Source organism: Pseudomonas sp. PA-7-1E (assembly GCF_021605325.1).
Taxonomy (GTDB): domain Bacteria; phylum Pseudomonadota; class Gammaproteobacteria; order Pseudomonadales; family Pseudomonadaceae; genus Aquipseudomonas; species Aquipseudomonas fluorescens_BV.
Genome location: NZ_WKFA01000053.1, coordinates 14,659 through 40,476, shown reverse-complemented (window position 1 = coordinate 40,476; position 25,818 = coordinate 14,659). Strand labels below are relative to the sequence as shown.

The window sequence follows — 25,818 nt, the reverse complement described above, 5'->3', positions numbered from 1 at the left end:
GCCTGGAAAGTGTCCGGATGGCCGTGGAATCGGTGTCCGGATGCTCGTGGAATGAGTGTCCGGATCAGCGTGGAATCACTGTCCGGATGTGCGTGGAATGGGTGTCCGAGTCAGCGTGGAATCCGCAATCTGGCCCATAAACTCGGGATCGATCGCCTGCACGACTATCTGGCCGAGTTCGGCCTGGGTCAGAAAGTGTCCCTGGATATGTTCGAAGAGTCTGCCGGCTTAATGCCATCCCAGGCCTGGAAGCGTGCAACCCGACGCCAGCCGTGGTTCCCAGGCGAAACCGTGATCCTCGGCATTGGTCAAGGCTACATGCAAGTAACACCTCTGCAATTGGCCCAGGCCACTGCATTGATCGCCAACAAAGGCGTATGGAACCGACCGCACCTGGCCAAGACAATCAATGGTGTGCCACCGGTGGATGAGCACCCAATGCCCAACGTGATCCTCAAGGACCCGCGTGACTGGGAACAGGTCAACCATGGCATGCAATTGGTGATGCACGATCCCCGCGGTATCGCCCGAGCGGCAGCGCAAGGCGCGCAATACCGCATCGCCGGCAAGAGTGGTACCGCCCAGGTGGTGGCGATCAAGCAGGGTGAGCGCTACAACCGTAACAAGACGTTGGAGCGGCATCGCGATAACGCCTTGTTCGTCGGTTTCGCGCCGGCCGAACATCCGAAAATCGTGATTTCAGTCATGATCGAAAACGGTGAGGCCGGCGGCCGTGTAGCCGGGCCTGTGGTGCGACAGATCATGGATGCCTGGCTGCTCGACCAGGAAGGCCATCTCAAGCCGCAATATGCAGCGCCGGCCAAGGCGCCCGGCGATCCAAGGGTTTGACTCAAACCTCCCACTCATCCCAGCGTGCTACGCCGTCATAGGCCAGCCACGGTACTTCATGGGCCGTCCAGATATGCGAGGTGGGCCTGACGCCCGGATCATCATCCAGCGTCGCCACCCGCACGATCACGTGAGGCTGATGCCCACGTTCAGCGATCAGATGTGAGCCGCAACGCGAGCAGAAATGTCTGAATTTGCCCGGTGAAGATTCAAATGACGACAGCAGCTCTTCACCCTGCGTCCAGCGAAAATGCTCACGCATCACCCCGGCCGTGGCAACAAATGCTGCCGCGTGTGCCTTGCGGCAGCTTTCGCAGTGGCAGTGGCTGATGGGCATGTCCAGGCTGTCCACTTGGTAGCGCACGCCTTTGCACAAGCAACTTCCATTCAGTGGGTCAGTCATAACCTATGGCCAGGCAAGGAGGGGGTCATCATCATCGCGCACAACGCAAGGTTGCGCATTGATTGATGTCGCCTACTGTTCAATGAAGGAGGTGACTTATGCACGTATTAGATCGCATCGAACGTAAAGTCCTGCTCAATGCGTCACGTAAACAGGTCTGGGAGGCTCTCACGCAGGCCGAGCAATTTGGACACTGGTTCGGTATCGCGCTTAAGGGTAAAACTTTTGTGGCTGGGGAAACCATCGAAGCGCCGATTACCTATCCAGGTTATGAACATGTCGTATGGAAGGCCCGGATCGAACGTATCCTGCCCCAAACGCTGTTTTCCTTCTGGTGGCATCCTTTTGCAGTGGAAGAGGGCGTCGACTACGACAAAGAGGAGCCGACGCTGGTGGAGTTCACGATTGAAGATCGCGCTCCAGGCATTCTGTTGCGGGTCGTTGAGTCCGGTTTTGACAAGGTGCCCGAAGCGCGGCGTCAGAAAGCCTTCAAAATGAACTCCCGTGGCTGGGATGAGCAAATGGGCAATATCGAAAATTATCTGAGCAAGCCCCCAACAAAGTGATGGCGCACACCGGAGGGCAGTCTTCACTCCCCTAGGCAGACAGGCCGCTGACGGGCTCACAAAGCACGTTCAGCTCGATGCCTTTTCTTGATTTGCTGGCCTTCATGCACATAGCGGTCGGTGGTGGCGTTTGCACGGATGCCGAGTAGAATCACGCCCTGAAAGCGATTCCTGAGGTGCGGTACGGTGGATCTACAGCAGGGTTTTGTCCTGACCCGGCATTGGCGCGATACCCCGGCGGGTACGGAGGTCAGCTTCTGGCTAGCCACCGACCAAGGGCCAAGGTGCATTCGCCTACCCGTGCAGACCTCGGTGGTTTTCATCCCAGAGGCCCATCGCAAGCCACTCGATTGGCTGCTCAAGGGGGAGCGCGATCTCGAGTTGCGCCCCTTGCAGCTATGCGACTTTCATCACCGCCCGGTTCTGGGCCTCTACGCCCGCCAGCACCGCCAGTTGATGGACATCGAGAAGCGCCTGCGCGCTGCCGGGGTCGATGTCTACGAAGGTGACGTGCGCCCTCCGGAGCGCTACATGATGGAGCGTTTTATCACCGCTCCTGTCTGGTTCGGTGGCACCGCTGATGCAAGCGGCACCTTGCTCGACGCGCAAATGAAGCCCGCCCCCGACTACCGTCCTCCCTTGAAGCTGGTGTCCCTGGACATCGAGACCACCGCCCAGGGCGATCTCTACTCCATCGCTCTTGAAGGCTGTGGCGAACGCCAGGTGTACATGCTCGGCCCGCCGAACAAAACCGACGCCGTGGATTTCAAGCTCGACTATTGCGACACCCGCGCTCAACTGATCGAACACCTCAACCAATGGCTGGCCACTTTTGACCCCGACGCGATCATCGGCTGGAACGTGGTGCAGTTCGACCTGCGCGTACTCCACGAACACGCCCAACGCCTGAACGTGCCGCTGTTGCTGGGACGTGGCGGGGAATCAATGGCCTGGCGCGAACACGGCAGCCGCAATCACTACTTTGCGGCGGCGGCAGGAAGACTGATCATCGACGGTATCGAAGCGCTGCGTTCGGCCACTTGGAGTTTTGAATCCTTCAGCCTGGAAAACGTTGCACAAACCCTGCTCGGCGAAGGCAAGGACATCTCCACGCCGTACCAGCGCATGGACGAAATCAACCGCATGTTTGCCGAGGACAAGCCTGCCCTCGCGCGCTACAACCTCAAGGACTGCGAACTGGTCACGCGGATTTTCGAGAAGACCGAGCTGCTCAAGTTCCTGCTGGAACGTGCCAGCGTCACCGGGTTGCCGGCCGACCGTAACGGCGGCTCCGTGGCCGCCTTCACCCACCTGTACATGCCGTTGATGCACCGCCAGGGTTTTGTAGCACCGAACCTGGGCGACAAACCGCCCCAAGCCAGCCCCGGCGGTTTTGTCATGGACTCGCGCCCAGGCCTCTATGAGTCGGTGCTGGTGCTGGACTACAAAAGCCTTTACCCGTCGATCATCCGCAGCTTCCTCATCGACCCGGTGGGCTTGATCGAAGGCCTCAAGCATCCCGACGACAGCGATTCGGTGGAAGGCTTTCGCGGAGCGCGCTTCTCCCGCACCCGGCATTGCCTGCCGTCCATCGTCACGCGGGTGTCCGAAGGCCGCGAAGAGGCCAAGCGCGAGCGCAATGCGCCGTTGTCCCAGGCACTGAAGATCATCATGAACGCCTTTTACGGTGTGCTCGGCTCCAGCGGCTGCCGGTTCTTCGACACCCGGCTGGCGTCCTCGATTACCCTGCGTGGGCATCAGATCATGCGCCAGACCCGCGCACTGGTCGAGGCCCAAGGGTACGAGGTGATTTACGGCGACACCGACTCCACCTTCGTCTGGCTGGGCAGCGCGCACTCTGCGCAGGACGCCAATCGCATCGGCCTGGCGCTGGTGCAGCACGTCAACGACTGGTGGCGCGCGCACCTGAGCAACGAGTACGGCCTGCAAAGCGCCCTGGAACTGCAATACGAAACCCACTTCAGTCGCTTCCTGATGCCGACCATTCGTGGCGCCGAGGAGGGCAGCAAAAAGCGCTATGCCGGCCTGGTCGTGCGCGAAGATGGCAGCGAAGAAATGGTCTACAAAGGCCTGGAAACCGTGCGCAGCGACTGGTCGCCCCTGGCCCGGCAATTCCAGCAGGAACTCTACCAACGCATCTTCCATCGCCAACCCCATCAAGACTACATACGCGACTATGTGCGGCGTACCTTGAGCGGCGAATTCGATGAGTTGTTGATCTACCGCAAACGCCTGCGCCGGCCCTTGCACGACTACGAACGCAACGTCCCGCCCCACGTACGCGCCGCGCGCCTGGCAGACGAGTACAACGATCGCCTGGGCCGCCCGCGTCAGTACCAGCGGGGTGGCTGGATCAGCTACGTGATCAGTGTCAACGGCCCGGAACCGCTGGAAGTGCGGCGGGCACCCATCGACTACGACCACTACGTCACGCGCCAATTGCAGCCCGTGGCTGACGCAATCCTGCCGTTCGTGAATGACGATTTCGGTACCCTGGTAGGCGGGCAGATGGGGCTATTCTAGGTACCCGACCACAGGCTCGATATTGCCCATCGCTCAGGAGGAAACGCCCATGTACACCCTTTATGGCACCGACGAATCCGGCTCCTGCATGATCGAAATTGCCCTGCAACGCTGCGCAGTGCCGTGGCATCGCGTGCAGGCCAGTTCCTGGCAGGACGGCGAGGGTAGCGACGCGCTTGCACGAATCAATCCACTCAAGCAGATCCCCACCCTGGTCACTCCAAATGGCCAGGTACTGACCGAAAGCGCCGCGATCCTGATCCACCTGGGCCTGGAGTATCCCAAGGCCGAGTTGCTGGCTGGCGATCGTGCGCAGATCCTGCGTGGCTTGCTGTATATCGCCGCCAACTGCTATTCGGCGATCGGTATGATCGATTACCCGCAACGCTGGTTGGGCAATGCCGATGAGGCGCAGCAAGCGCAACTGGTCAGCGGCACACGGCGCTACCTGCACCAGGCTTGGGTCGTGTTTGCCGATCAGTTTGCCGGCCAGCTGTTTACCCCGAGCAACGCGCCGAATGCACTGGGCATCATGGCGGCAGCGGTGTCGCGTTGGGACGACGCGCGCGAGGTGCTCGGCAACCTGGCGCCGGGCTTTGCGCAGAGCCTGGAGCGGGTAGACGCTGACCCTGTCGTGGCCCCCGTTTTTGCCCGGCATTGGCCGCAGTGGAAGGTCTCGTAACCGGAAGAAACAATGACCAGGCCACTGTCCAAGCCCTTGCGTAGCGGGCTTCCTGACCTACGCTTCTTAAGGTGGTGTAGGAATCATCCTTGAATTTGGCTGTCGCAGACATGAAACTCAAGAACCCTGCATGGAATTCAAAGGAGGTGCGCATGCTCATCCGGTCGCTGACCCTGGCTACCTTGATGGCTTTTACGGGGCCGTTGTTGGCCGCTGATGATAATCCGCTCAAGCAGGAATTGGGCAAGACGCGCCCCCTGGTGGTCGTGGAGCTTGATGCTGGAAACCCGACACTGGCAACGCTGAAGAAACAGCTGGAAGAGGCTGCCACCAAGCAGGCCTTCGAAGAGCGCAGCATGGTGTTCTACACCGTGAAGTTCGGCAGCATTGGTGCCGAAGGGGAGAAGTTCGCCAAGGATCCCAAAGACAGCAAAAAGCTCACGCCGCCTGAAACCAACGCACTGATCCGTGCCCTCAAGCTCGGCGTCGGCAGCGGCACCAAAGTGATTCTGGTCGGCAAGGACGGCGAGAAAAAACTCGAGAAAACCGTGCCGCCGGACAGCCTCGACCTGAAGGAATTCTTCAGCGCCATCGACCAGATGCCGATGGCAGAAAAAGAAGCAGCTGCCGTGGCAGAACCTGAGCCTGCCGCACCTGCTGCGCCGGCCAAGGGGGCCAAACCTGGCAAACCCGTCAGCAAGTCGGCGCCTCAGCAACTTGATGATTAACTACATGACCCATGTGGGAACTGGCTTGTTGTGGCAAGCAAGCCCGCTTCCCCATTAGTCCTGTAGTGCTTTTACGGTTTAGGCGCTTTGCGCACCGGAAACGGAAAATAGAAAAATCGCAAGAACGCCACCCGCTTGATCACTTCCCCGATCAGCAACGGCACCAACAGTGCCACCACCAGACCTACACATGCCGCCATGAACGGATGCAGGCCCAGGCGCTCCATCAGGTCAAACGTCTTGTGCTGGATTTCGCCATGGAAGATCAACAGAATCAGGGTGGACTGGCCGATATAGGTCATCACTCGGGTGAGCAGCGCCGACACCATCAACACCCGCGCCAGCGCCCAGCAAATGTACACGCCGATCACTGCCAGCAGGCTGGTCCACAGCCAGTGGTCGTAGCGTCGCTGGGCCAAGTCCATGGTGTCGTGGCTGTAAATGAACACGGCGGCGAACAGCACCACCGAGATCAACAGGGTCAGCAACGAACCTTCATGCCGGCGCAGCCAATCGCGCAGCAGGTAGCCATAGATGAAGTAGGTGCTGCTGATCAGCGTGACGTCGAGGCTGAAGGGCAGGCCGGGCAGCGTCCAGGTGTGGTCACCGACGCTCACCGGTATCTGCCAGAACCATTGCAGCGTCCAGATGCCTAGCAACAGTTGCACACCGATCAGCATGCAGGCGGCCAACAGGGGCAGCTTCAGGCGCTGGATCAGCCGCAGCATCAGCCAACTGAATAGAATCGCCACCCAGAAGTGCGGCAAGAACCACAGCGCTTGCCATGGGATAGTGTCCACCGAGGCATACAGCACGCCGCCTATATCCGGCAGCAGCGGTTGCCCCCGCAGTACGTCACGTACGATCACGTACAGCAGCATGGTGAAAAAAAACGGCTTGAGCAGGCCATCGGCCTTGCGCACCGCCATCTCCACGAACGGTTGCTCGGGCTTGAAGAACACCCCTGACAGGAAAAAGAACAACGGCAGCACGAACGACGCCAGGATCGGGTACATCAAGTCCAGCGAGGTGGCGACGAACCAACTGTGGCCATACACAATAATCAGGATACCAATGCCCTTGGCGATATCCATTTGAATCCAGCGATGTTTCATCTAAGTCTTCCCGAACGATCATTCACGCCTTGCGCCACGGCCTAAGCCACAGCCCCATGCCCAGCAACACCAAAGCACCTGCCAGGGTACTCAACCCCAACTGCAGCCATACGCCTTGCAACCCGAACAACACCAGCGCCGCCAGCCCCAGCATCAACGTGCCGAGCAGCCAGTGCCGCGCCCAAGGCAGTGCCGTGAGCAGCCCCTGGCGCTGCATCAGCAGCAGCGCGGTGCAGATCACCCCAGCCAACGCCGCCAACGGAATACCGGCCAGGCCAAATGCAAACGGCAGTACGCAGAGCAACAGCACATTGACCAGGCTGCCCAATAATTCACAGCGCAGCGGCTGGCGCGTATCGCCCGCGGCATACGCATAGCGCGCCAGCAGGGCGTTCCATGCGCCAAACACCAAGGGCACGGCAAACCATGCCAGCAGCAGTGGCAGAGGCGAATCAACCGATTGCTTGGGCAGCAGCAACGCCACCAGACTGGGCGCCGCCGCCACCAGGCCGACGCCGGCCGGCAGCGTCAGCACACTGGCGGTTTCCAGGCCGCGCTTGAGCAGGGCCAGGCGTTCATCGCCCTGACGGCGGCTCATCATGCCCAGCAGCACCTGGTTGAGGCTCATCAGCGCAATCAGCGGCAGGTTCATCAGCTTGCGGGCCAGGTTGACCCAGGTCACCGCACCTTCCCCCAGCAGCGACGCCACCAGGCGTTCTATCAAAGCCAAGCCCTGGCTGGCGCCGTTGCTCAGTAACAGCGGGCCTATACGCTGGCCCAACTCCCGCAGGGGGGCAACCGTCAGCTGCATGCGCCACGGCCGCCAGCCCTGACGCCAAATCGACGGCAACAACGCCAAAGGCATCAACAGGCTACCGGTGAGACAGGCCAAGGCGAGGCTATGGGGTTGACTGGCCGTGCCGGCCAACGCGAGATAGGCCACCGGCGGCAGGTTAAACAACAACGAGCCGAGCCCTGCCAGCACAAAACGCTCGCTGGCCTGCAAGGGAATACTGAACAGTGCATGCAGCATCAAGCCTGGCACGCACCAGGCCACGACCTGCAAATTGCTGGCGGCCAGGGCGGTGGCACTGGTCGCCAGCCCTGGGCCCAGTACCTGCACCAGCCAGGGGGCTGACAGCATCAGCAGCAGACTGACCAGCAGGGCAACCAACAGCAATGCCGGGAACAACACGGCCAGCCAATCGAGGCGCTCGCTGTCCTTGCGCTTCAAGTAGAGCGGCAACGCGGCGGCGCTCAACACGCCACCGGCCAGCGACATTCGCAGCGCCTCGGGCAAGAACAGTGCGATCAAGAACGCATCACTGCGCTCCCCCGCGCCCCAGGCCGCCACCAGTAACCATTCGCGTGCGAACCCCAGGCACAGGCCGAGCAGGGTCGCCAGCGTCAGCCATACGGCAGAACCGAGCATCAGGGGCGCGCGCCATCAAGCAGCGGCTTGCGAAAAACCACAGTCTTGACCTGTGGCAGGCGCGCTGGGAACAAGCGCCGTGCTTCCAGCACATTGATCCCAACCATCAGCCAGAACAGCGCGACCATCACGACGGCAAAACTGAAGTAGTGGTCAAATAACCCACTGACCAGCGCCGACAGAATTCCTGCCGTGCTGCCCAGCCACAGGGCATTGTCCTTGGTCAGGCGGATCGGGCCTTTTTCCGGCCTGGCTTCACGCCACCAACGCACCGTAACGGCTATAAAGAGCAGCATGCCGACGATGCCGGTCTTGTAGATAAAGTTCAGCCACAGGTTGGAGATCCCCAGCAAGTGTGTGCCCGGTACCGGAGGGTCAACCTTGAAGCCAATGCCGAACGGATACGCCACCATGGCCTGGGGGAACATGCGGTATTCATCAAAACGAACTTCGGTGCTGGCGTTGCTCGACGAAAAGATCGTCGCCAAGCGTTCCTGCAGCGGTGGATAGGCCATTACCAAGGCCACGGTCAACGCCGCGCCGATCATCAACAAGCGTCCGGTGTAAGGCACGCGACGGGTGGCCATCCACATCAATACCAGCGCCAGGCTGACCATCGCGCCACGGCTGCTGGCCAACAGCAACGCCGCCGCTCCCAGGCACGCCACGCCAAGGCCCAGCGCACGTTTGAAACCTTGTTCGGTCATGCCGTAACAGAACGCCAGGGGCAGCAACAGCGCCATGATCCCGCCGATGGCGTTCGGGTGCATCCACGGTGAACCCATGCGCGACGACATGGCTTCCAGGCCGAATTTCAACATGTCGAAGTTGCCGTAGTTGAGAAGGGCGAGAATCGGCGCAATCCCTGCCCCGGAGCGCGTGCGCACGAACACGGCGATCGACATCACCAGCATCGCCAGAGTGCCCAGCAGCAAGGCGATCACCAGGCTTTCGCGGCGTTTATAGTCCACCAGCAGCTTGGCGGCCAGGAACACCCCCGACAGGTTCAACAACCAGCGCAGCCAGTTGGCTACGCCGCTGCTTTCGGCGTGGATGCTCACCTGGCCAACGATAAACGGGAACACGCTGAACAGCATCAGCCACAGCAGCATCTGGTCGGTGGGCCGGCGTGCCAGGCGCGGTGCATCGGGCAGGCGTGACAGGAAGCTGTGCCACAGCACGGCGCCCCAGGTCAGCGCCAGGATGGCTTCGCTTACCGTGCTGCGGATGCCCAGGTTGAGGGTGGAGTAGGGCATGAAGGTCGCGACCAAGGCAAACAGCAACAAGCCCCAGAAGGGAAAGCGCAGGATGGTCACGGCTGCCGCAACACCCATCACAGCGAGAAAGGCCTTGGCCGGTGACAGCGCCAGGGCGGCTGCACCAAACAGCACGCCGAAGAGGATGGCGACGAGGCTTGCCAGGGAGAGTCTCATTTCAGTTCCTCGATCAGTTCGGCCAGGCGCCGACGATAGGCGTTTGGGTTGTAGCGTTCGGCCCATTGCTTGCGTTGTTCTGCAGAAGACTCGTCGCTGCGCTCGCCCAGGCTCAGCATCAGTTGCACCAACGCCGGGCCATCGGTCGGGGAAAACCGCGGCGCCGACGGCGGGGTGATTTCATCCAGCGAGGTACCGCTGGCCACGGCCACAGGTGTGCCGACGCTCAGCGCTTCAATCACCGGTAAACCAAACCCTTCCGCGTAGGAGGGCTGCCACACACGGGACGCCTGGCGGTACAACGCCTGCAGTTGGGCATCGGTGACACCACTGAGTGCGCGAATTCCCGGTAGCCCGCGCAGTGCTTCGGGCAAATGCTCAAGGCTGCCCACCAGCATCAATTCCGGTACAGCGGGTGATTGCTGCCGCGCCTGCTGCCAGGCCTTCACCAGAAAGGGTACGTTCTTGCGCAACTCGCGAGTACCCACCAGTAGCCAGAAGGCTTCGGGTAAGTGGAGATCGGACAGGTCTGCTGCCGGCTCATTGAACCCATCCACCTGATTGGGCAGCACACGCACCTTGCCCGCCGCCTGGGGAAACAGGCGTACGGTTTCATCGGCACTGTATTGCGAGGGTGTCCACACGCGGTCGGCGCTGCGCACCGCATAGGCAATCGACAGCCGGTCGCTGGTCTTGTAGATCAGGGCCTTGAGGCGATTGGCGTGGTAGTTGTCCAAAGTGATCTGGAACAGGTCGTGCAGCAGTACCACAGTGCGCAGCCCCTTGGGCTTGGGTGGTAATGGCAAGCCCATATTGAAGGTGCTGATGTACAGGTCAATCTGTTGTTCGCGCAGGGCCCGGGGTAAAAAGCCGGCTTCGAAACGCAGGCGATTCTGTGGCTGATGCATCGCCGTCTTCGCGCAACCCCAGGTCGGGCAGTGGGCCTGCAAGCGTGTCTGGTCGCCCAGCGGGGCCACGGTAAACCGTTCCAATTCGATACCCGGCAAGGCACGCAAGGCGCTTTCCAGGGCATACACCTGGCGGCTGATACCCGATTGCGGCGAGGTGCCGACGGTGCGGTAATCCAGGCCTACACGCATACAGGCTCCTTTTGAGTGAGCGGCGACAGGCTGGCGTACACCTGCTCCAATTGGCTGGCGGCCACGCTCCAGTCATGGGCGCGCCGCACATAGGCGCGCCCGGCTTCGCCCATGGGCGCTGCGGCCGCGGGGAATTGCAGCAGGCGTACTACAGCATTCGCCAGGTCAGCGGCGGTTTGCCCTGCGAGGTAGTCCAAGCCGTCGACCAGGTCCAGGCCCGACACGCCCTGCTCGGTGCTGGCCAGGGGCAGGCCGGCCGCCAGCGCTTCCAGCACTTTGAGCTTGGAGCCGCCGCCATGGCGCAACGGTGCCAGGAACACTGAACAACTCGATTGCAGGCTCAGCAGGTTCGGCACGAACCCTTGCCACTCGATGCGGGGGTCCTGCCAGCGCTCGCGCCAGCTGTCGGGCATGCCGAAACCGCACACGCTCATGCGCGCATCCGGGCAGCGCTCCCAGACTTTGGGCAGAATTTCATCCAGGGCCCACTCGATCGCATCCACATTGGGCGCGTACTCATAGTTCCCGAGAAACAGTACACGGCGTGTCGATGGATCTGGGTGTGCGGCGGCAAAGTGGTCGCAGTCCACGCCATTGACCACCACCGGCACCGGTTTGCCGGCGATGCCTTGCATCACCTGTGCATCGCTGTCGGTTACTGCTACTACCTGGGTAGCCTGGCGCATTACCCGGCGTTCCCAGCGCATATAGCGCCATTGATCGTAGCGAATGAACGGCAGCGCCCAGCTCGGCAGGCGGTCATAGGTGGCCGCGCCCAGGGCCGATTCCACGTTGTGTTCGGTGAGCACGAAGGGCTGGGGTTTGCGCACCAGGGCGTCTTCATACGGCTGGAAGCTGTAGCTGTGTTCTATTTGCACCACATCCCAGTGCTCATTGAGCAGTTGGTTGAATCGGTCCTGCAACGCCCCCGACAGCCCATTCACGCTGGCCAGCAAGGGGTAGGGTGCAAAGAGTCCGGCCACCAGGGTCTTCACGCTGCGCAGTGGGCGGCGGGGCAAGATGATCAATTGCTCGAGAAAGGCTTCCAGTACCTGGCGATCGGTCAGCGATACCGGGTGTTTGTCATGCAGGAGCAAGGTGATCCGATGCCCCCGGGCCGCCAGGCTGCGCAGCAGGTGGAACTGACGCGTCTTGCCGCCGCTGGTGGCGGGCCAGGGTGAGTAGGGCAGGATCCATAAAATGCGCATGACGGGTTTCAATCCCATAACAGAATTTGCAGGTTCGGCTTGACCGCAACGGTCAAGCCGTTGGTGCCGCTCACTGGGGTTTGCGTGCCGCGCAGCGGGTCATACAGGGTGGCGTTGGCGAGGTCCGGCAGGTGCGCATTACCGCCTTTTGCCGACCAGAAGAACCACAGCTTGCGACCATCGGCGCGGGTCCATCCGATGCTGAACAGGCCCTCGGGCAGTTGATCGGCGGCGGGTGGGTCGCCAGGCGTCAATTGCGGTCCGCTGACGTCGAGAAAATGCTTCAGTGCGGTATAGACCGGTTTTGGCTTGGCATCGAGGTCGAGCAAGCCGTAGGCACGGTCGCGCACGCTGGCGCGCTGGTCGAGGTCGCTCAAGGTGAACAGGAAGATCTTGTCGAAATCCATCGCGCTCATCAGGGCCAGGCGGCGGAGCACATAGTCGGCCTGGCCTTGCAGGGTAATGATGTCCTGGACTTCCTTGGGCCCCGTGTACGCTGACCAGCCCCATTCGGTGCTCCACAGCGTCTTGACGCCATTGCTGCGCAGTTTTTGGTTGAGCGCAGTTGTCTTGGCGACGAAGTCCAGGTTGGCGGGGTCGTTTCCTTCGGGCAACTGGGTGTAAGGGTGATAGGACATCACGGTGTTCAGGCTGGGCACGCCGAGGGCATCGAAGGCGTCGAGCATGGTCTGGCCGTTGGGCATCTCGCTGAAAAACGCCAGGCCAGCCGCCACCACTGGTTTATTCGGGTTGACCGCACGCAGGGCCGCTGCGCTGCTTTTCAGCAGGGCGGCGTAGCCGGCCGGGTCGGCCACGGGGCGCCAGAAGCCGAGCAGATTCGGTTCATTCCACACCTGCCAGGCATCAACGCTGGGATAACGTTGGGCCAACAGCGCCATGCGGATCGCGAACACATTCGGGTCCTTGGGCGGGTACTGGTCCTGATACGGCGCACCCACGGGCGCGGTGGTGATGAAGGGCGCCGAACCCACCAGGTAGAAGACCGACTTGAGCTGGTTGTCCTGCAACTTGGCCACCAGTTCGTCCAGCGTGGCCACCTGGTACTGATCAGCCACCGGCTCCAACCGATCCCAATGCAGGTCCAGGCGTACCCACTGCAAGCCCAGGTCCTTGAGACGGTCGATCTGCATCTGGTAACGCTGGGGGCTGAACCACAGGAACTGCGCGTTCACTCCCAGGAAATCCTTCCACACCAGCACCTTGTTGCCCTTGAGCACATGGCTCTCGGCATCGGCCGGGCGCCCCCAGATAAAGACGGTAACGCCCATGACCGCCACCAGTGCAAGCGTGGCCAAGTACGTACGTTTACGCACCATAAGGGGCCCCCGCAATCGCTTGCTCAAAAAGCTGCTTGAACTGCCGTGCGGTCAGTGGCCACAGGCGTTGGCCGCCAATGTGCGCGGCGCGTTCGGCCCAGTCCCTGGCCAGCGTCGGGGTCTGCGCCAGGCGCAGTAGTTGCGCGCTCAACGCGGCGACGTCGCCTTGGGGATAGATTGCGCCGTTCCCGCTGGCAACCTCTTCGGCAAATGCCCGTGCATCCGAAGTAATCGCCCCGCGCCCGCACGCGGCGGCCCAGGACAACGCGCCGCTGGTGCCGCGCTGGCGACCCAGCAGGCCGAGTTTTTTCGATTCGCGATACGGCAGCACCATCACGTGGTGCGCCTGTATCGTCTGCGCAATCTCGCTGGCCGGCAGGTTCAGCCGCCAGTCGATGGAGCCAGACAGGCCAAGGTCGGCTATCTGGCGGTTCAATTGTTCAAGGTAATTGCCGCCAGCCCCAAACGCCATTTCGGCGGCAGTGCCACCGGCCAGGGTCAGGCGCACACGGTCACGCAATTGGGGGGCTTGCTGGAAAACTGCGGCCAGGGCCTGTAACAGGTCTTCAATGCCTTTGCCCCGGTAGATAAAGCCGAAATACAGCAGGTGCAGCGTATCCAGGGGCGGCAGCGCCACCGCCGCAATCGCCAGGTTGGCATGGTTGATCACCGCCACTTTGCCTGCGGGCAATTGCATGCGTTGGCTGAGGCAATCGGCGCCCAGGCGGGTGAGGGTGATCAGTCTTGTGAGGCCGCGGGCCACCTGCCGCTCTTCACGCAGGGTCAGCGGGTCTGCCAGCACCACCGCCGCTTGCGGCAACGGGCTGGGCAAGCGCTCCAACAGATTGAGCGGGAAGGGCAGTTGCTCGCGCCGCCATACCATGCGCTCGGGGTCATGCACGGTTGCCGTCAGCGGCAGGTTGGGATAGGCCTTGCGCAACTCGCGCAACGCCAGGAACTCCCCCAGCCGGCCGCCGCCCAGCTCGGCGTGGACCAGGTCCACGCTCTGCCAGTCGAATGCACCGATGGCCTGTTTGATCGCGATGCTGGTGCCCTCGACGCCGCTCAACGGTGTCGCCACCGTCACGCCCAGCTGCTCCAGTGCCGTCTTGAAATGGTTCGCGTAGTCGGCGATCCCATTTTTTTCCGGCGGCAAAGGCGCGAGCAGGGCGATGCGCATCAGAACGCCCCCCGATATTTGGCGATGGTCTGCAGCACCTTGGCCGGCACTTCGAATTTACGCCGGTTGATGATGATGCCGTCCACTTTGCCGAATGCGGTATTGAGGATCGACAGCGCATGCTCCACCACCGGGACCGTGCTTTTCTGCGCCTCCACCACCAGGGCGATCAGGTCGGCGCGACGCAGATTGACGAAGGCATCGCGGTTGTCCAGCAGCGCCGAGGCATCCAGCAGTACCACTTCGCCCGGCGCCGCCGGGGCCGCACCGCCGACACGCACAGTAATGCCGTTTTCCTGAAGCAACTGGCGCAACTGTTCCACTACGAACGTCACCCCTTCACCATGGCGCGCGGAGGTCAACCCGAGGGTCAGGCCGCGTTCAGTGATACGGTCCAACTGCAGCAGACCGTAGAGCCGGTAGATGCTCGCGTTGAATGCGTTGGTGCCTTGTGCGGTACTGGTATCCAGTTCTGGCAGGGTGGTCCACAGCGGCAGGCCGAACTTGCGTTCCACCAAGCCACCGTCATGGATGCGCTGGTCGAGCAGGTAGCACAGGTAGATCACCAGCAAGCCGACCACGATGGAAAACGGGATCGCCAACAACAGCATCAACAGGGTTTTAGGGAAGATTCGGCCAGGGTTCAGGGTGGCCTCCTCAATCACCGCGATGTTGCTGATCTGGCTGTTATCCAGCTCACGGTCGATGCGCGATTTTTCCAGGTTATCGACATACAGCGCATAGTTACGCTCGGTGGCACTCAGTTCACGGGACAGGCGCGCCAGCTCCGGTTCAATCTCCAGGGCTTCCTTGCGTTGCGCCTCGAGGTTCACCAGTTGTTTCTGCTGTTGCACCAGTTGTGTACGCAGTGCCGAGTTGTTGCTGGACTCATCGAGCAGCACGCGCTGCAAGTGGATCTCCAGGGTGTTCGGCGCACGGTTTTCCGAGCTTTGCACGGTGTTGCTTTCATTCGCGACCTGGGCCTGCATGGCGCGGATCGACGCATCCAGGGCTTTGACCGGCGGCGCATTGTCGGTGTAGGTGCGCATCATGTCGGCCTTTTCCAGCAACTTCTGGTTGAGCAGGCGACGCAAGTCCTGCTGCTGCGGGTTCAGCGCAATCTGGCGTACCGTGGTCACTTCCTTGGGTTGGGTCTTGAGCTGAGTGCGGGTGCTCTCCAGGGCGCTGTCGGACGAGGCAATCAAGCGCGTGGTATTGAAGGTTTCGCCACGCAGCACGTTGATGCGCTCGGACAAATCCTCCAGGCGATCGGTGATGCTTGCCGCGCCGATCTGGTTCAAGTGGGCAAGAATCTGCTCCTTGTAGCTCTTGATTTCGGTAGCGCTGTTGGCTACCTGGCCTTCATAGAAGGCATACAGGCTCTTGCGTCCCAGGGCCTGGGTGCGTTCGTTGATGTAGGTCTCGACCCAGCTTTTGACCACCGCCTGGGCGATTTCCGGGTCGCTCCACTTGAAGCTGATGTCCATGACGGTGGAACCGGCCGCGTGGCTGACGTCGAAGTTTTTCTCCAGGCTGGCGGCCAGGCGCTCCACGGGTGTGGTCTGTTCAATGATGCCCACGGTTTCCAGCACCACGCGCACACCGTCGAACACTGCGCCGATACCACTTTTGACGTAGTACTTGGTGCGCTTCCAGAGGCCTTCCGGTGGCGGCATTTTGTCGATGACTTCCAGGTAATGCTCGGCCACCGCCCGCACGATAGGGCGACCGGTCAGCAGGCGTTCCTCATCGACAATCGGGTCGCGTTGAGTGCTCGGCATGACCAGCGCCTGGCGGTTGCTGATCTCAATGGGCAGCGTCGAATCGCGCCCCGGCTTGACCAGCAAGCGTGCGGTGGACTCGTATTTGGCTGGTAGTAAAAAGGCCCCCAGCAGAATGATCACCAGCGCCGCGATGGCCGCCAGCTTGAACTCGTGCCGGAAGATGAAGAACAAGCGCAGAAGATCGCGAAAAGAACGGATCTCGATCATGGGATGTCGCTCCTTTAGTTACTGCCGCCGCTGGTTCGGGTGTAGTTGTAGCCAACCCCGATCGACTTGGTGAATGGGATCAACTGGTTCAAGTAGGTATCTACGCCCTGGATGCGCTCGCCCACGTTGGATTTGGGCACGAACACCACATCTCCCCGCTGCAGCGGCACTTGTTTACGCCCGTTGGGGCCGGTCTTGAGGTATTGGCTGAAGTCCAGGAAGTAAGCGCGGTAGGTGCCTTGGGTGTCTTCGCGCAACAGTGCGACCATGCTGGCGTTGCCCGCCGGGTTCACCCCGCCGGCGCCGACGATGGCTTGTTCCAGGGTGTTGGCCGAGGCGATCGGCACCGTGGTCGGGTTGTTTACCGCACCGCCGACGATGATCGAGTTGCCCGGTGCCTGGTTGATGTTCACCGTCACCCGTGGCTCGCGATACACCGGCGCAAGCTTGTTGCTCAGCTCGTTCGCCACCTCGGCTGGCGTGCGACGGGCTACCTGGATCGGGCCCAAGAACGGGTAGTTGATCTTGCCATCGGTTTGCACGGTGTACAGCGTCAGCTCATAGATGGTGCTGACGTTGAACGCCGACAGCGTTGGCATCTCACCGGCATCGCGCACAATGCGCAACTGATCGCCGATGCGGATACGCTCTACCGCCGGCGGCAGCTGCGCAAGCTGGTCGAGGGCGCGCTTGCCGTCCTCGACCGTCTTGCCGTCGGGGGGGACGATACGTGCAGGGGTATTGCAGGCGGCCAGTGCCATCATGGCCAGGACGAGCATAGTTCTTTTCATCAAGGGGGACTTCCTGTAGGTCATGATGCTCACCTCCAATAACCGGGAAACATGCTGATGCGCCGCTTTAGGGCGAGGGGTAGGCGGCGTTCCAGATGGCCCAGCCGATAGCCGAGCAATTTGAACGCGCTGCGCACCAGTACTTCGGGTACGCGGTGCAATGCACCGGCTGCGCGCAACGCTGCGAGTTCAGCCTGTACATAGCGTTTACCTTCACCGCCGGCATCGCCAAAGGCTTGGCGAATCCACGGCTCGCGACCGTAGAACACGCCAATGTCGAAGTAGCGGTGAAACTCATCCATGAGTCGGTAATCGTGGGAGTGGTACACCCGCGCCGTGGCGGCGTAGCGCACCTTGTAGCCATCAAGCAGCATGCGCGCCGCGACGTAGGCATCCTCACTGCCGATCACATCGGCGGGGAAGCCACCCACGGCCTGCAGGGCGCTGCGCCGGTAGACTGAAAACGAGTCGGAGCTGAAGCAGGTTTTAATCCCCAACTGCGCAGCGTCGGCAAGGCTCTTGGTGCGGCTCTGGGCCGGGTAATTGAAGTGGCGTGACTGGGCTCCCAGCACGCCAGCGCCAGGGTGCGGCAATTGCCGGCCGTAGGCCACGCCGTTGAGTGGGTCTTGTTGCAATTCTTCGAGCAGGTTGGCGAAGGTCTCTGGGTCAGCCGGGATTGCGTCCTGAGTCATCACGATCAGTGCGTCACCGCTCGTGTGTTCACTGGCCCAGCGCCGTGTGCCACCGTGGTTGAAGTCGCGTGCGTCGATAACCTCGACCCGCGCGCCAAATTCGCGAAAGCGCGCCACGGTGTCATCGCTGGACGCGCTGTCGACTACCAGCATCTCGTCCGGTTGCAGAGTCTGCATCTGCAGCGCGGGCAGCAGTCGCGTCAAATGACTGGACGCGTTGCGGGTTGGAATGATCAGCGAGGTGCGCATGTCATTTCTTCTCTGCGGGCGCGCGCCCATAGATGTCATCGAAGCGTACGATGTCGTCCTCGCCCAGGTATTCGCCGCTCTGCACTTCGATCATCACCAGGTCGATGATGCCGGGGTTGGTCAAGCGGTGCTTGTGCCCAGCCGGGATGTAGGTCGATTCGTTGGCGTTGATCAAAAATTCGCGCTCGCCATTGGTGATCTGCGCGGCACCGCTGACCACTACCCAGTGTTCGCTGCGGTGGTGATGCATTTGCAGCGACAGCGATGCCTGGGGCTTGACCACGATGCGCTTGATCTTGAACCGGCTGCTTTCCTCCAGCACGGTGTAGGTTCCCCACGGCCGGGTGACGGTGCGGTGCAGGCTGAACGCCGGATGGTTCTGGCGCTTGAGTTCGGCGACGATGTAGCGCACGTCCTGGCTGCGGTTGGCGTCGGCGATCAGCAGGGCATCGGGGGTATCGACGATGATCAGGTCTCGCACGCCGACGGCACCGAGTACGCGTTTGGGCGAGTCGATATAGCAGTTGTGCACGTCATGCAAGATGGCTTCGCCATTGACCTGGTTGCCCTGGGCATCGCTGGGCGTGAGCTGGCGCAGGGCTTCCCAGGAACCGATGTCGCTCCAGCCGATGTCGCACGGCACCACGGCCACTTGCGTGGACTTCTCCATCAACGCCACGTCGATGGAAAGGTCTGGCGCGGTGCCGAAGGCCTCGCTGCCCAGTTCACGCTGGCGCGAGGTGCTGTTTTGCAGGTGCTGGCTCTGCTCGAGGGCTGCACGAGCGGCCCCCAGTACGTCGGGAGCATGGGTCGCCAGCTCGTCCACCAGAGTACTGGCCTTGAAGCAGAACATGCCGGCATTCCACAAGTGCTTGCCGCCGTCGAGATAGGCTTGGGCCGTGGCCAGGTCGGGTTTTTCGACGAAACGCTTGACCCGGTTACCCAGGCTCAGGGCGTCACCTTTTTCGATGTAGCCGAAGCCTGTTTCCGGGTGATCGGGTTGAATGCCGAAGGTCACCAGGTAGCCGGCTTCGGCCAACTCGCGTGCCTGGGTCACGGCGTCGGCGAACGCGGTTTCATTCAGCACCAGATGGTCGGCTGGCATCACCAACAACTGGGCGTCGCCACCGAAATGCTCCTGCACGTGCAGTGCCGCCACCGCAATGGCCGCTGCGGTATTGCGACCGAACGGCTCCAGCAACAGGTCCAGAGGCAGCCTGGCCTGGTTGACTCCGCGGTAGTCATCCAGGGTGCGAAACAGCAAGTCGCGATTAGTGACGGTCAGCACACTTTCCACGCCGGGCAGGCGCGCGGCACGTTGAAAGGTTTTCTGCAGCAGACTCTGGCCGTCACGCATACGCATGAATGGCTTGGGCATGTTCTGCCGGGACACCGGCCACAGCCGCGTGCCTGACCCACCGGAAATAATGCAGGGGATTAATCCGTTGAGTGTATTCATCAATAGACTTCCTTGGTGGAAAGGACGGCTGGGACCGTCATGAAGACGATGTACAAATCGAACCACACGGACCATTTGGAGATGTACTCCAGGTCGTATTCGACGCGTTTCTGGATTTTGAACAGGGTGTCAGTTTCACCCCGGTAGCCGTTGATCTGCGCCCAACCGGTGATGCCGGGCTTGACCCGGTGGCGCGAGCTGTATTCGCTCACAGCCACTTCGAACGGAATACCGGCGGCTTTGGTGGCGGTGGCATGAGGGCGCGGGCCGACCATCGACATGTTGCCCTGCAGCACGTTGAACAACTGCGGCAGCTCATCGATGCTGGTCTTGCGGATGATGCGGCCAACCCGGGTAATGCGCGGGTCTTCACGAGTGGTCTGGCGTTCGGCGGTAAAGTCGCTCTGGTCGGTGTACATCGAGCGGAACTTGAACACGCGAATTTCGTTGTCGTTATAGCCGTAGCGGTTCTGGCGAAACAGCACCGGGCCCTTGGAGTCGAGCTTGATCGCAATGGCCGTGACCAGCATCACCGGTGACACCAGCACCAGGGTGATGCTCGCCAGGAGCAGGTCTTCGCAACGCTTGATAAACGGCGACCAACCGCGCAGCGGCAACTGCGAGGTATTGAACATCAGGATGCCGCCCACGTCTGTGATCCGGCTATGGCCGTAGCGCAGGGCAGCCATGTCGGGCACCAGCATCACGTTCACCGACATTTGCCGCAGGCGATTGACCAGGCCGTGAATGCGTTGCTCGGCAGCCCAGGGCAGGCAGATCATCACTTGGTTGACCTGTTCGGCGCGGATCAGTTTTTCCAGGTCGCGGGTATTGCCCAACAGCGGCAGGCTGCTCAGTTCCTTGGGAATACGCTCGGTGCGGTCGTCAATAAAGCCGATAAGCCCGGAGCGAATGTCGCCGTTGCGTTGCAAGTGGTCGGCGACATGCACGGCGGTGTCAGTGAAACCCAGGATCACTGTGCGTTGCAGGTATTTGCCCTTGCGCATGAGTTTGCGGTACAGGCGTAGCATCACCAGGCGTTCGGCACAGAACATCGTCAAGCTGGCGATATACCACACCACCAGGTTGCGCGGGTTCAATTGCGGAAATACCTGCAGGATCTGGTACATGAACAACAGGATGCAGAATGCGGAGGACCAGGCCACGATATTGGTGCGCAGGCGCAAGCGATTACTGAACAGTTCCTCGGAATAAATGCCCAGGGCCTGGAACAGAATGATGGTCAATACCGCAAAAAACAGCAGCAAGCCCAGAAAGTGCGAACGCATTTCAGGGGCCATCGGGTCGAGGAAAAGCGCCAGGACCAGCGGTGGGAAAATGGCCGTCAGACCGTGGACCAGCTTGACGAAAACCACAAAAAACTCGACAAACCCTGCTCGGGTCAAAAACAAGCTGACAACTGACGACTTCTCTCGCATACAAACATCCCTCATTGCACACCAGGCGTTCTATTCGGTCGTCTGAACCAGACGGCAGCGGACTACGCTGGGTAAAACGCATCCCTTCCTTCGAATGGATCGCTCCAAATGAAAGAATTTTGCAAGGGCAGTGGCTACTACAGGAGGACTTCCTTTTCTCTTTCAGTCAATAATTTGACCTTGTTTCAGCGATGATATCATAGACACTTTAAATGTTCCTTCTTGTGTCATTTTGTTGACATTCCTTGTGCAAGAGGACCCGGTCTCGGGGTGTGATTTTGAGTGTAGGAACAAAAGTGTGAATTTTCCTGTTTGTCAGGAAACACTTTTTTGACGGGCCCCGGGGAGGCGTAGGAAAAGAGGGCGCAACGCACCAGGCGCCTGCCCTCCAGAGGATTGAGCGGGTTAAAAGGTGCCTTTCAGACTGACCGTGAAATTACGCGGTTCGCCATAAAAATTGCCCCATGAGGCTGTGCCCACGGTTTGGTAATAGTTTTTGTCGAAGAGGTTCTTGGCGTTAAGGGCGACGGTCCAGGTGTCATCTACGCGGTAGGCCAATCGTGCATCCCAAACCGTATAGCCGGCCTGTTCGAGCTTGAGGCCCTGCTGCATGCGATAGTTGCCGCTCTGGGCATTGACCCCCGTACCCACGCTCCATTTGGACAGCGCGCCATCCAGCTGGTAATCGCCCCACATGCGCAACATGTGGCGGGGTACATAGGTGTTGGACGCGCCTCCTTCGATAGCGGTATCAATGTTTTTAAGCGATTTGGTCTGAGTGTAGGTGTAGCCCCCCGAGACTTGCAGACGTTCGAGCAACTGGCCGCTGACTTCGGCTTCGACGCCCTGGGCGCGGACCTTGGCAGTGTCGGTATAGCAGTAGCCATCGGACGAAGTTGGGCAGAAACTCAGGAAGTCAGTCTCGGCGCCGTTTTTCTCTGTGGCCCGGAACAACGCTATGGAACTGTTGAGACGCCCGTCGAACCATTCGCCCTTGATACCCAGCTCGTAGTTGTCCCCCATCTTGGGCTTGAGTGCCGCGCCGTCGGCGGTGGCATAAGAGCTCTGCGGCTGGAAGATATCGGCGTAGCTGGCGTACAGGGAAAGGTGTTCGTCGAGGTCGTAGATCAGAGCGGCAAACGGCGTGACTTCACCGGATTCCTTGGTGCGCGCATCTTGCACACTCCACTCGCCCCAACCCAGGGTGTTGGACTGCCGACGGTTTTCGTACCAGCTCACACGGCTGCCCACGATGAACATCAAGGGCTCGGCCAGGCGCAGGCGCAAGGTGGCGTAAGTACCATACTGGGTAGCGGTTTCCTTGACCGTGCCACCGCGGTACATGTTTGGCCAGAAGGTGTCATTGGCTGGTTCGGGGAAGTGGTGGTCGGGCTGATAAATGCTCTGGCGCGTGGGCAGGTTCTGGATCGCGAATACGTCATCCTGGGTGCCTCGGCTGCCGTTGGCCCCAAGGATCAGTTCGTGTTCCAGGCCAAAGGCTTGGAACTTGCCATCGATGTAAGCGTCCAGGCCGAAGTCCTTGTGCTCATAGTCCATCAATGCTGCGTAGGAGTTGGCGGTGGGGGTTGGGGCGCCATAGGCGATGGTACCTTCGCTGGCGGCGTACTTGGTGTCTTGCAGGTTGCGGCTGTGCACAGCGGCGACTTTGATTTGCCAGTCGTCATTGAAGTGATGGGTGAGGTCAGCGAAGAACGTCGTGCGTCGGCTTTGCCAGTCGTTCCAGGATTGGCCCAGGCAGGTGGAACGGCTTAACCTGGCGCTCTTGCCATCGCTATAGCGCGGCAAGCCACCCCAACAGGGGCTGGCGTCGACGTCTTCGTAGCTGGCTCCCACGCCCAGGGTTGTGTCGGGGCTCAGGTCGACGTCCAGTGCGGTATAGAAGGCTTGGTCCTGGCGCTTGGAAATGTCCATGTAGGAGCCGCGATCCTGTTGGCTGAACGCCGCGCGGCCGCGCACGGTGCCGCTGTCATTGAGCGGGCCACCGGTATCGACGTCGGCGCGGTAGTTGTCCCAGGTGCCGGCGGACAGCATCAGGCTTGAGGTCGGGGTGGCCTGTGGCCGCTTGCGCACGAAGTTCACCGCACCGCTGGCCGTGCCGGCCCCCTTGAGCATGCCGGCTGCGCCTTTGAGTACTTCCACGCGATCATAGATCGCCATGTTGGCGCTGAAACTGTCCGCCTGCACATAGTCCTTGCCCATGTCCAGCGGTACGCCGTCGTACTGGTACTGGCCGAGCATCTTGAATCCACGGGAATAGAAATACTTGCCGCCCATGGGCGACTCGTAGGTGGTGATCCCTGGTGTACGTTCCATCACATCGTCAATGGTGGTGACATTCTGATCGTCCATCAATTGGCGGGTCATCACACTCACTGACTGTGGCGTTTCCCGCAGGCTGTGTTGGCCTTTGCCGATGGTGACCGCGCCGGTAGTGTAAGAACCGGTGCCTTCGGTCAGGGCCCCCAGGCGTTGGCCGGTCACCGTGGTCGCGCTCAGGTTCAGGGCACCGGTGTCGGCCATTTGTGGCAACAGCAGCCAGATATCCTTGCCTTGGCGCTGGGCTTGCAGGCCCTGGCCGCGCAGTAACTGGCCCAAGGCCTGTTCTCGATCGAAGTTGCCGCTCAGGCCTGTGCTGGTTTTACCGGCAACGCTGGTGGCATCGTAGGACAAGCTGATGCCGGCCTGACGGGCAAATTGATCCAGTGCCGAGGTAAGGGAGCCGGGGGCGATCGCCCATGCGCGAACCTGGGTATCAGCGCTAGCGGAGTCGGCCATCACGGCGAGTGGCAAGACGCCGCCGCCCAGGCAGGCGCCAAGGAGGGCGGCCTGCACCGCGTGTTTGAGAAGAGAACGTTTGGAGGGGAACGCTTGCATGACCGCGGGATGCTCCTGAAGGAAGTGGACAAACCGGCCTGTTGATCGGCCCTTCCTTACAGGTCGAATGGCAATGAGAATTCACCTCATTTATTTTCGGCCGGTCACACCCGAGCGGAGACGGTTACCCAGTAGCGGCTGCGGTAGGTCACATCGATCGCCAGCGATTGAGTGACCAACTTGAGCACTTGGTCGGTGTCCTCCAGTTGGTAAGTGCCCGACACCCGCAGCCCTGCCACGGCTTCGCTGCAACGCACCAACCCATTGCGATAGCGGCCCAGTTCGGCCAGGAAGTCGTCCAGGCGCATGTTGTGGGCGCTGATCACGCCGTCACTCCAGGCCCAGGGGTCCAGGCCGTTATTGGGGGAAGGGCGAATGCCGCTACGGTTGAACATCACCTGTTCGCCTGGCTTGATCACCTGGCGTGCGGCGCCGTCATGGCGATCGGCAAACACCGCTACCGCACCCTGTTGCACGGCCAGCAGGGTACCTTGGGGTTCTTCGCGCACCAGCAAGCGTGTGCCCAGGGCGCGTAGGTAACCGTCGCGGGTATGCACCCATAGCGGACGGCGGTCGACGCCGGTATTGATCAATATTTCACCCTGGCGCAGGTTCACCAGCCGTTGTTCGGCGCTGGAGGTAATGTCGACGGCGCTGGCGCTGTTGAGCTGGACTTTGCTGCCATCCTCCAATGTTACCCAGCGCCGCTCGCCAGTGGCGGTGCGGTAGTCCGCCATCAAGGCGGGCAGGGGCGTGTAGTCGCGGCCCAGCCAGGCTAAACCTGCGGCGCCGGCAAACAGCCCGAGCAGTTTCAGGCTTTCACGACGGCTGATGTGCTGGCGTGCGCCGTCGAGTGCATGGCGACTGACATGCGCCGGCAAGTGGTTGAAATCGTCATTCAGGGTGGCGACCCGTTGCCAGGCCTGTTGATGCGCCTCGCTGGTGTGCAGCCACTGGTCAAAGGCCGCGGTGCTGGCGTCGTCGGCGGTGTTGTAGCGCAGCTTGATCATCCATTGGATGGCCTGGTCGACCAGGTGCGAGTCAGGAGTCGGCATAGCGCAACCGGTAACAGGCGTGCAGCGCCTTGGACAGGTCGCGTTCCACCGTGGCCTTGGACACGCCCAGGCGCAAGGCGATCTGCGGGCAGGTCAGGCCGTCCAATTGGGCCAACAGGAACGCCTCGCGCACCCTCGGCTTGAGCTGGTCGAGCAAACGGTCAATACGCTCCAGGCTGTCGAGGATCAGCCGCTTTGTTTCTTCGCTCGGCACCTCTACTTGCGGGAAGTGCGCCAGGCTTTCCAGGTAGGCGCGTTCCAGTTCGCGGCGCCGGTATTGGTCGATCATCAAGCTGCGCGCGATGCTGCTCAGATACGCGCGCGGCTGCTGAAAAGTCTGTTGCTGACGCGCGTTGAGCAGGCGCACGAAGGTGTCCTGCGCGAGGTCAGCGGCGCGCTCATGGCAGCCCGTGCGCCGGCTCAACCAGCCGCGCAGCCATGAATGGTGGGCTTGGTATAGCTGGCCGATGGCAGCAGGGTCCAGTGGGTGATCGCTCGACATGGTCATCCTGGCGCAGCAGGCTTAATTGATAATGTTTCGCATTCTAGACGTTGGTCGTGGCATTCAGCAATCACTCGGTTCGCTGCGTGAGCAATGTATCCAGCACAATTTTTTGTAGGGCCTGCAAGCGCCGATTAATCTGTTTTTTTTCCAGCGGACGGTTCAACC

20 protein-coding genes and 1 pseudogene are annotated in these 25,818 nt (G+C 61.1%); 5 read left to right on the top strand and 16 right to left on the bottom strand.

Features of this window, described 5'->3' with window-relative positions; all coding sequences use genetic code 11:
- Window positions 1-126: 126 nt before the first annotated feature.
- A pseudogene (locus GIW79_RS24115) lies at window positions 127-849 on the top strand (penicillin-binding transpeptidase domain-containing protein); the annotation flags it as partial.
- Between the two features lies 1 nt (window position 850).
- Here the strand turns inward: GIW79_RS24115 and GIW79_RS24110 are convergent.
- Entirely contained in the window at window positions 851-1,252 is a 402-nt protein-coding gene (locus GIW79_RS24110; protein WP_054898206.1) for a GFA family protein, read from the bottom strand.
- Window positions 1,253-1,350: 98 nt separating this feature from the next.
- Between GIW79_RS24110 and GIW79_RS24105 the strand changes: the two genes are divergently transcribed.
- From GIW79_RS24105 to GIW79_RS24090, 4 genes are all read left to right on the top strand, one after another.
- Complete coding sequence (locus GIW79_RS24105; protein ID WP_054898207.1) at window positions 1,351-1,818, top strand: SRPBCC family protein; 468 nt, start codon at window positions 1,351-1,353, stop codon at window positions 1,816-1,818.
- A 186-nt stretch (window positions 1,819-2,004) separates the two neighbouring features.
- Window positions 2,005-4,362, top strand: a complete 2,358-nt coding sequence (locus tag GIW79_RS24100) for a DNA polymerase II (RefSeq protein ID WP_127882044.1) — start codon at window positions 2,005-2,007, stop codon at window positions 4,360-4,362.
- A gap of 49 nt (window positions 4,363-4,411) precedes the next feature.
- Window positions 4,412-5,044 (top strand): glutathione S-transferase family protein, encoded by a 633-nt coding sequence (locus tag GIW79_RS24095; RefSeq protein ID WP_236454853.1) that lies wholly within the window; start codon window positions 4,412-4,414, stop codon window positions 5,042-5,044.
- A 152-nt stretch (window positions 5,045-5,196) separates the two neighbouring features.
- Window positions 5,197-5,772 carry a DUF4174 domain-containing protein gene (locus tag GIW79_RS24090; protein WP_034125844.1) on the top strand — a complete coding sequence of 192 codons (576 nt, stop codon included), beginning with the start codon at window positions 5,197-5,199 and terminating at the stop codon, window positions 5,770-5,772.
- A 71-nt stretch (window positions 5,773-5,843) separates the two neighbouring features.
- On the opposite strand, the gene GIW79_RS24085 is transcribed toward GIW79_RS24090, so the two are convergent.
- The 15 genes from GIW79_RS24085 to GIW79_RS24015 form a co-directional block, all read right to left on the bottom strand.
- Complete coding sequence (locus tag GIW79_RS24085; RefSeq protein WP_060772669.1) at window positions 5,844-6,887, bottom strand: acyltransferase family protein; 1,044 nt, start codon at window positions 6,885-6,887, stop codon at window positions 5,844-5,846.
- Window positions 6,888-6,909: 22 nt separating this feature from the next.
- The gene (locus GIW79_RS24080) at window positions 6,910-8,319 is read right to left on the bottom strand and encodes a lipid II flippase MurJ (protein WP_236454852.1); all 1,410 of its coding nucleotides are present in this window, start codon (window positions 8,317-8,319) and stop codon (window positions 6,910-6,912) included.
- Window positions 8,319-9,752, bottom strand: a complete 1,434-nt coding sequence (locus GIW79_RS24075) for an O-antigen ligase family protein (protein ID WP_054898211.1) — start codon at window positions 9,750-9,752, stop codon at window positions 8,319-8,321. Before GIW79_RS24075 ends, GIW79_RS24080 begins: the two co-directional genes overlap by 1 nt.
- Entirely contained in the window at window positions 9,749-10,852 is a 1,104-nt protein-coding gene (locus GIW79_RS24070) for a glycosyltransferase family 4 protein (protein ID WP_181125379.1), read from the bottom strand. The genes GIW79_RS24075 and GIW79_RS24070 overlap by 4 nt, the downstream gene beginning before the upstream one ends.
- The gene (locus GIW79_RS24065; protein WP_181125378.1) at window positions 10,843-12,060 is read right to left on the bottom strand and encodes a glycosyltransferase family 4 protein; all 1,218 of its coding nucleotides are present in this window, start codon (window positions 12,058-12,060) and stop codon (window positions 10,843-10,845) included. The genes GIW79_RS24070 and GIW79_RS24065 overlap by 10 nt, the downstream gene beginning before the upstream one ends.
- An 8-nt stretch (window positions 12,061-12,068) precedes the next feature.
- Complete coding sequence (locus GIW79_RS24060; protein ID WP_034125838.1) at window positions 12,069-13,397, bottom strand: cellulase family glycosylhydrolase; 1,329 nt, start codon at window positions 13,395-13,397, stop codon at window positions 12,069-12,071.
- Entirely contained in the window at window positions 13,387-14,577 is a 1,191-nt protein-coding gene (locus tag GIW79_RS24055) for a glycosyltransferase (protein WP_054898214.1), read from the bottom strand. Before GIW79_RS24055 ends, GIW79_RS24060 begins: the two co-directional genes overlap by 11 nt.
- Complete coding sequence (locus tag GIW79_RS24050; protein WP_034125836.1) at window positions 14,577-16,568, bottom strand: GumC family protein; 1,992 nt, start codon at window positions 16,566-16,568, stop codon at window positions 14,577-14,579. Before GIW79_RS24050 ends, GIW79_RS24055 begins: the two co-directional genes overlap by 1 nt.
- 14 nt (window positions 16,569-16,582) lie before the next feature.
- Window positions 16,583-17,359 (bottom strand): polysaccharide biosynthesis/export family protein, encoded by a 777-nt coding sequence (locus GIW79_RS24045; protein ID WP_034125835.1) that lies wholly within the window; start codon window positions 17,357-17,359, stop codon window positions 16,583-16,585.
- Between the two features lie 29 nt (window positions 17,360-17,388).
- Entirely contained in the window at window positions 17,389-18,300 is a 912-nt protein-coding gene (locus GIW79_RS24040; RefSeq protein ID WP_054898216.1) for a glycosyltransferase family 2 protein, read from the bottom strand.
- Between the two features lies 1 nt (window position 18,301).
- Window positions 18,302-19,759 carry a mannose-1-phosphate guanylyltransferase/mannose-6-phosphate isomerase gene (locus GIW79_RS24035; RefSeq protein ID WP_054898217.1) on the bottom strand — a complete coding sequence of 486 codons (1,458 nt, stop codon included), beginning with the start codon at window positions 19,757-19,759 and terminating at the stop codon, window positions 18,302-18,304.
- Window positions 19,759-21,198 carry an undecaprenyl-phosphate glucose phosphotransferase gene (locus GIW79_RS24030; protein WP_054898218.1) on the bottom strand — a complete coding sequence of 480 codons (1,440 nt, stop codon included), beginning with the start codon at window positions 21,196-21,198 and terminating at the stop codon, window positions 19,759-19,761. The genes GIW79_RS24035 and GIW79_RS24030 overlap by 1 nt, the downstream gene beginning before the upstream one ends.
- Before the next feature lie 405 nt (window positions 21,199-21,603).
- Window positions 21,604-24,093 (bottom strand): TonB-dependent siderophore receptor, encoded by a 2,490-nt coding sequence (locus GIW79_RS24025; protein ID WP_054898219.1) that lies wholly within the window; start codon window positions 24,091-24,093, stop codon window positions 21,604-21,606.
- A 104-nt stretch (window positions 24,094-24,197) separates the two neighbouring features.
- A complete protein-coding gene (locus GIW79_RS24020) occupies window positions 24,198-25,148 on the bottom strand; it encodes a FecR domain-containing protein (RefSeq protein ID WP_127882049.1) in 951 nt (316 codons plus the stop codon).
- A complete protein-coding gene (locus tag GIW79_RS24015; protein WP_127882050.1) occupies window positions 25,135-25,650 on the bottom strand; it encodes a sigma-70 family RNA polymerase sigma factor in 516 nt (171 codons plus the stop codon). Before GIW79_RS24015 ends, GIW79_RS24020 begins: the two co-directional genes overlap by 14 nt.
- Between the last annotated feature and the right edge of the window lie 168 nt (window positions 25,651-25,818).

Excerpts from the sequence above, each read along its gene's own strand:
- GIW79_RS24080 (WP_236454852.1), bottom strand. The coding sequence starts at position 8,319 with ATGCTCGGTTCTGCCGTATGGCTGACGCTGGCGACCCTGCTCGGCCTG.
- GIW79_RS24025 (WP_054898219.1), bottom strand. The coding sequence starts at position 24,093 with ATGCAAGCGTTCCCCTCCAAACGTTCTCTTCTCAAACACGCGGTGCAG.
- GIW79_RS24015 (WP_127882050.1), bottom strand. The coding sequence starts at position 25,650 with ATGTCGAGCGATCACCCACTGGACCCTGCTGCCATCGGCCAGCTATAC.
- GIW79_RS24045 (WP_034125835.1), bottom strand. The coding sequence starts at position 17,359 with ATGAAAAGAACTATGCTCGTCCTGGCCATGATGGCACTGGCCGCCTGC.
- GIW79_RS24070 (WP_181125379.1), bottom strand. The coding sequence starts at position 10,852 with ATGCGTGTAGGCCTGGATTACCGCACCGTCGGCACCTCGCCGCAATCG.
- GIW79_RS24040 (WP_054898216.1), bottom strand. The coding sequence starts at position 18,300 with ATGCGCACCTCGCTGATCATTCCAACCCGCAACGCGTCCAGTCATTTG.
- GIW79_RS24095 (WP_236454853.1), top strand. The coding sequence starts at position 4,412 with ATGTACACCCTTTATGGCACCGACGAATCCGGCTCCTGCATGATCGAA.
- GIW79_RS24090 (WP_034125844.1), top strand. The coding sequence starts at position 5,197 with ATGCTCATCCGGTCGCTGACCCTGGCTACCTTGATGGCTTTTACGGGG.
- GIW79_RS24055 (WP_054898214.1), bottom strand. The coding sequence starts at position 14,577 with ATGCGCATCGCCCTGCTCGCGCCTTTGCCGCCGGAAAAAAATGGGATC.
- GIW79_RS24075 (WP_054898211.1), bottom strand. The coding sequence starts at position 9,752 with ATGAGACTCTCCCTGGCAAGCCTCGTCGCCATCCTCTTCGGCGTGCTG.
- GIW79_RS24085 (WP_060772669.1), bottom strand. The coding sequence starts at position 6,887 with ATGAAACATCGCTGGATTCAAATGGATATCGCCAAGGGCATTGGTATC.
- GIW79_RS24050 (WP_034125836.1), bottom strand. The coding sequence starts at position 16,568 with ATGATCGAGATCCGTTCTTTTCGCGATCTTCTGCGCTTGTTCTTCATC.
- GIW79_RS24105 (WP_054898207.1), top strand. The coding sequence starts at position 1,351 with ATGCACGTATTAGATCGCATCGAACGTAAAGTCCTGCTCAATGCGTCA.
- GIW79_RS24020 (WP_127882049.1), bottom strand. The coding sequence starts at position 25,148 with ATGCCGACTCCTGACTCGCACCTGGTCGACCAGGCCATCCAATGGATG.
- GIW79_RS24030 (WP_054898218.1), bottom strand. The coding sequence starts at position 21,198 with ATGCGAGAGAAGTCGTCAGTTGTCAGCTTGTTTTTGACCCGAGCAGGG.
- GIW79_RS24110 (WP_054898206.1), bottom strand. The coding sequence starts at position 1,252 with ATGACTGACCCACTGAATGGAAGTTGCTTGTGCAAAGGCGTGCGCTAC.
- GIW79_RS24035 (WP_054898217.1), bottom strand. The coding sequence starts at position 19,759 with ATGAATACACTCAACGGATTAATCCCCTGCATTATTTCCGGTGGGTCA.
- GIW79_RS24060 (WP_034125838.1), bottom strand. The coding sequence starts at position 13,397 with ATGGTGCGTAAACGTACGTACTTGGCCACGCTTGCACTGGTGGCGGTC.
- GIW79_RS24065 (WP_181125378.1), bottom strand. The coding sequence starts at position 12,060 with ATGCGCATTTTATGGATCCTGCCCTACTCACCCTGGCCCGCCACCAGC.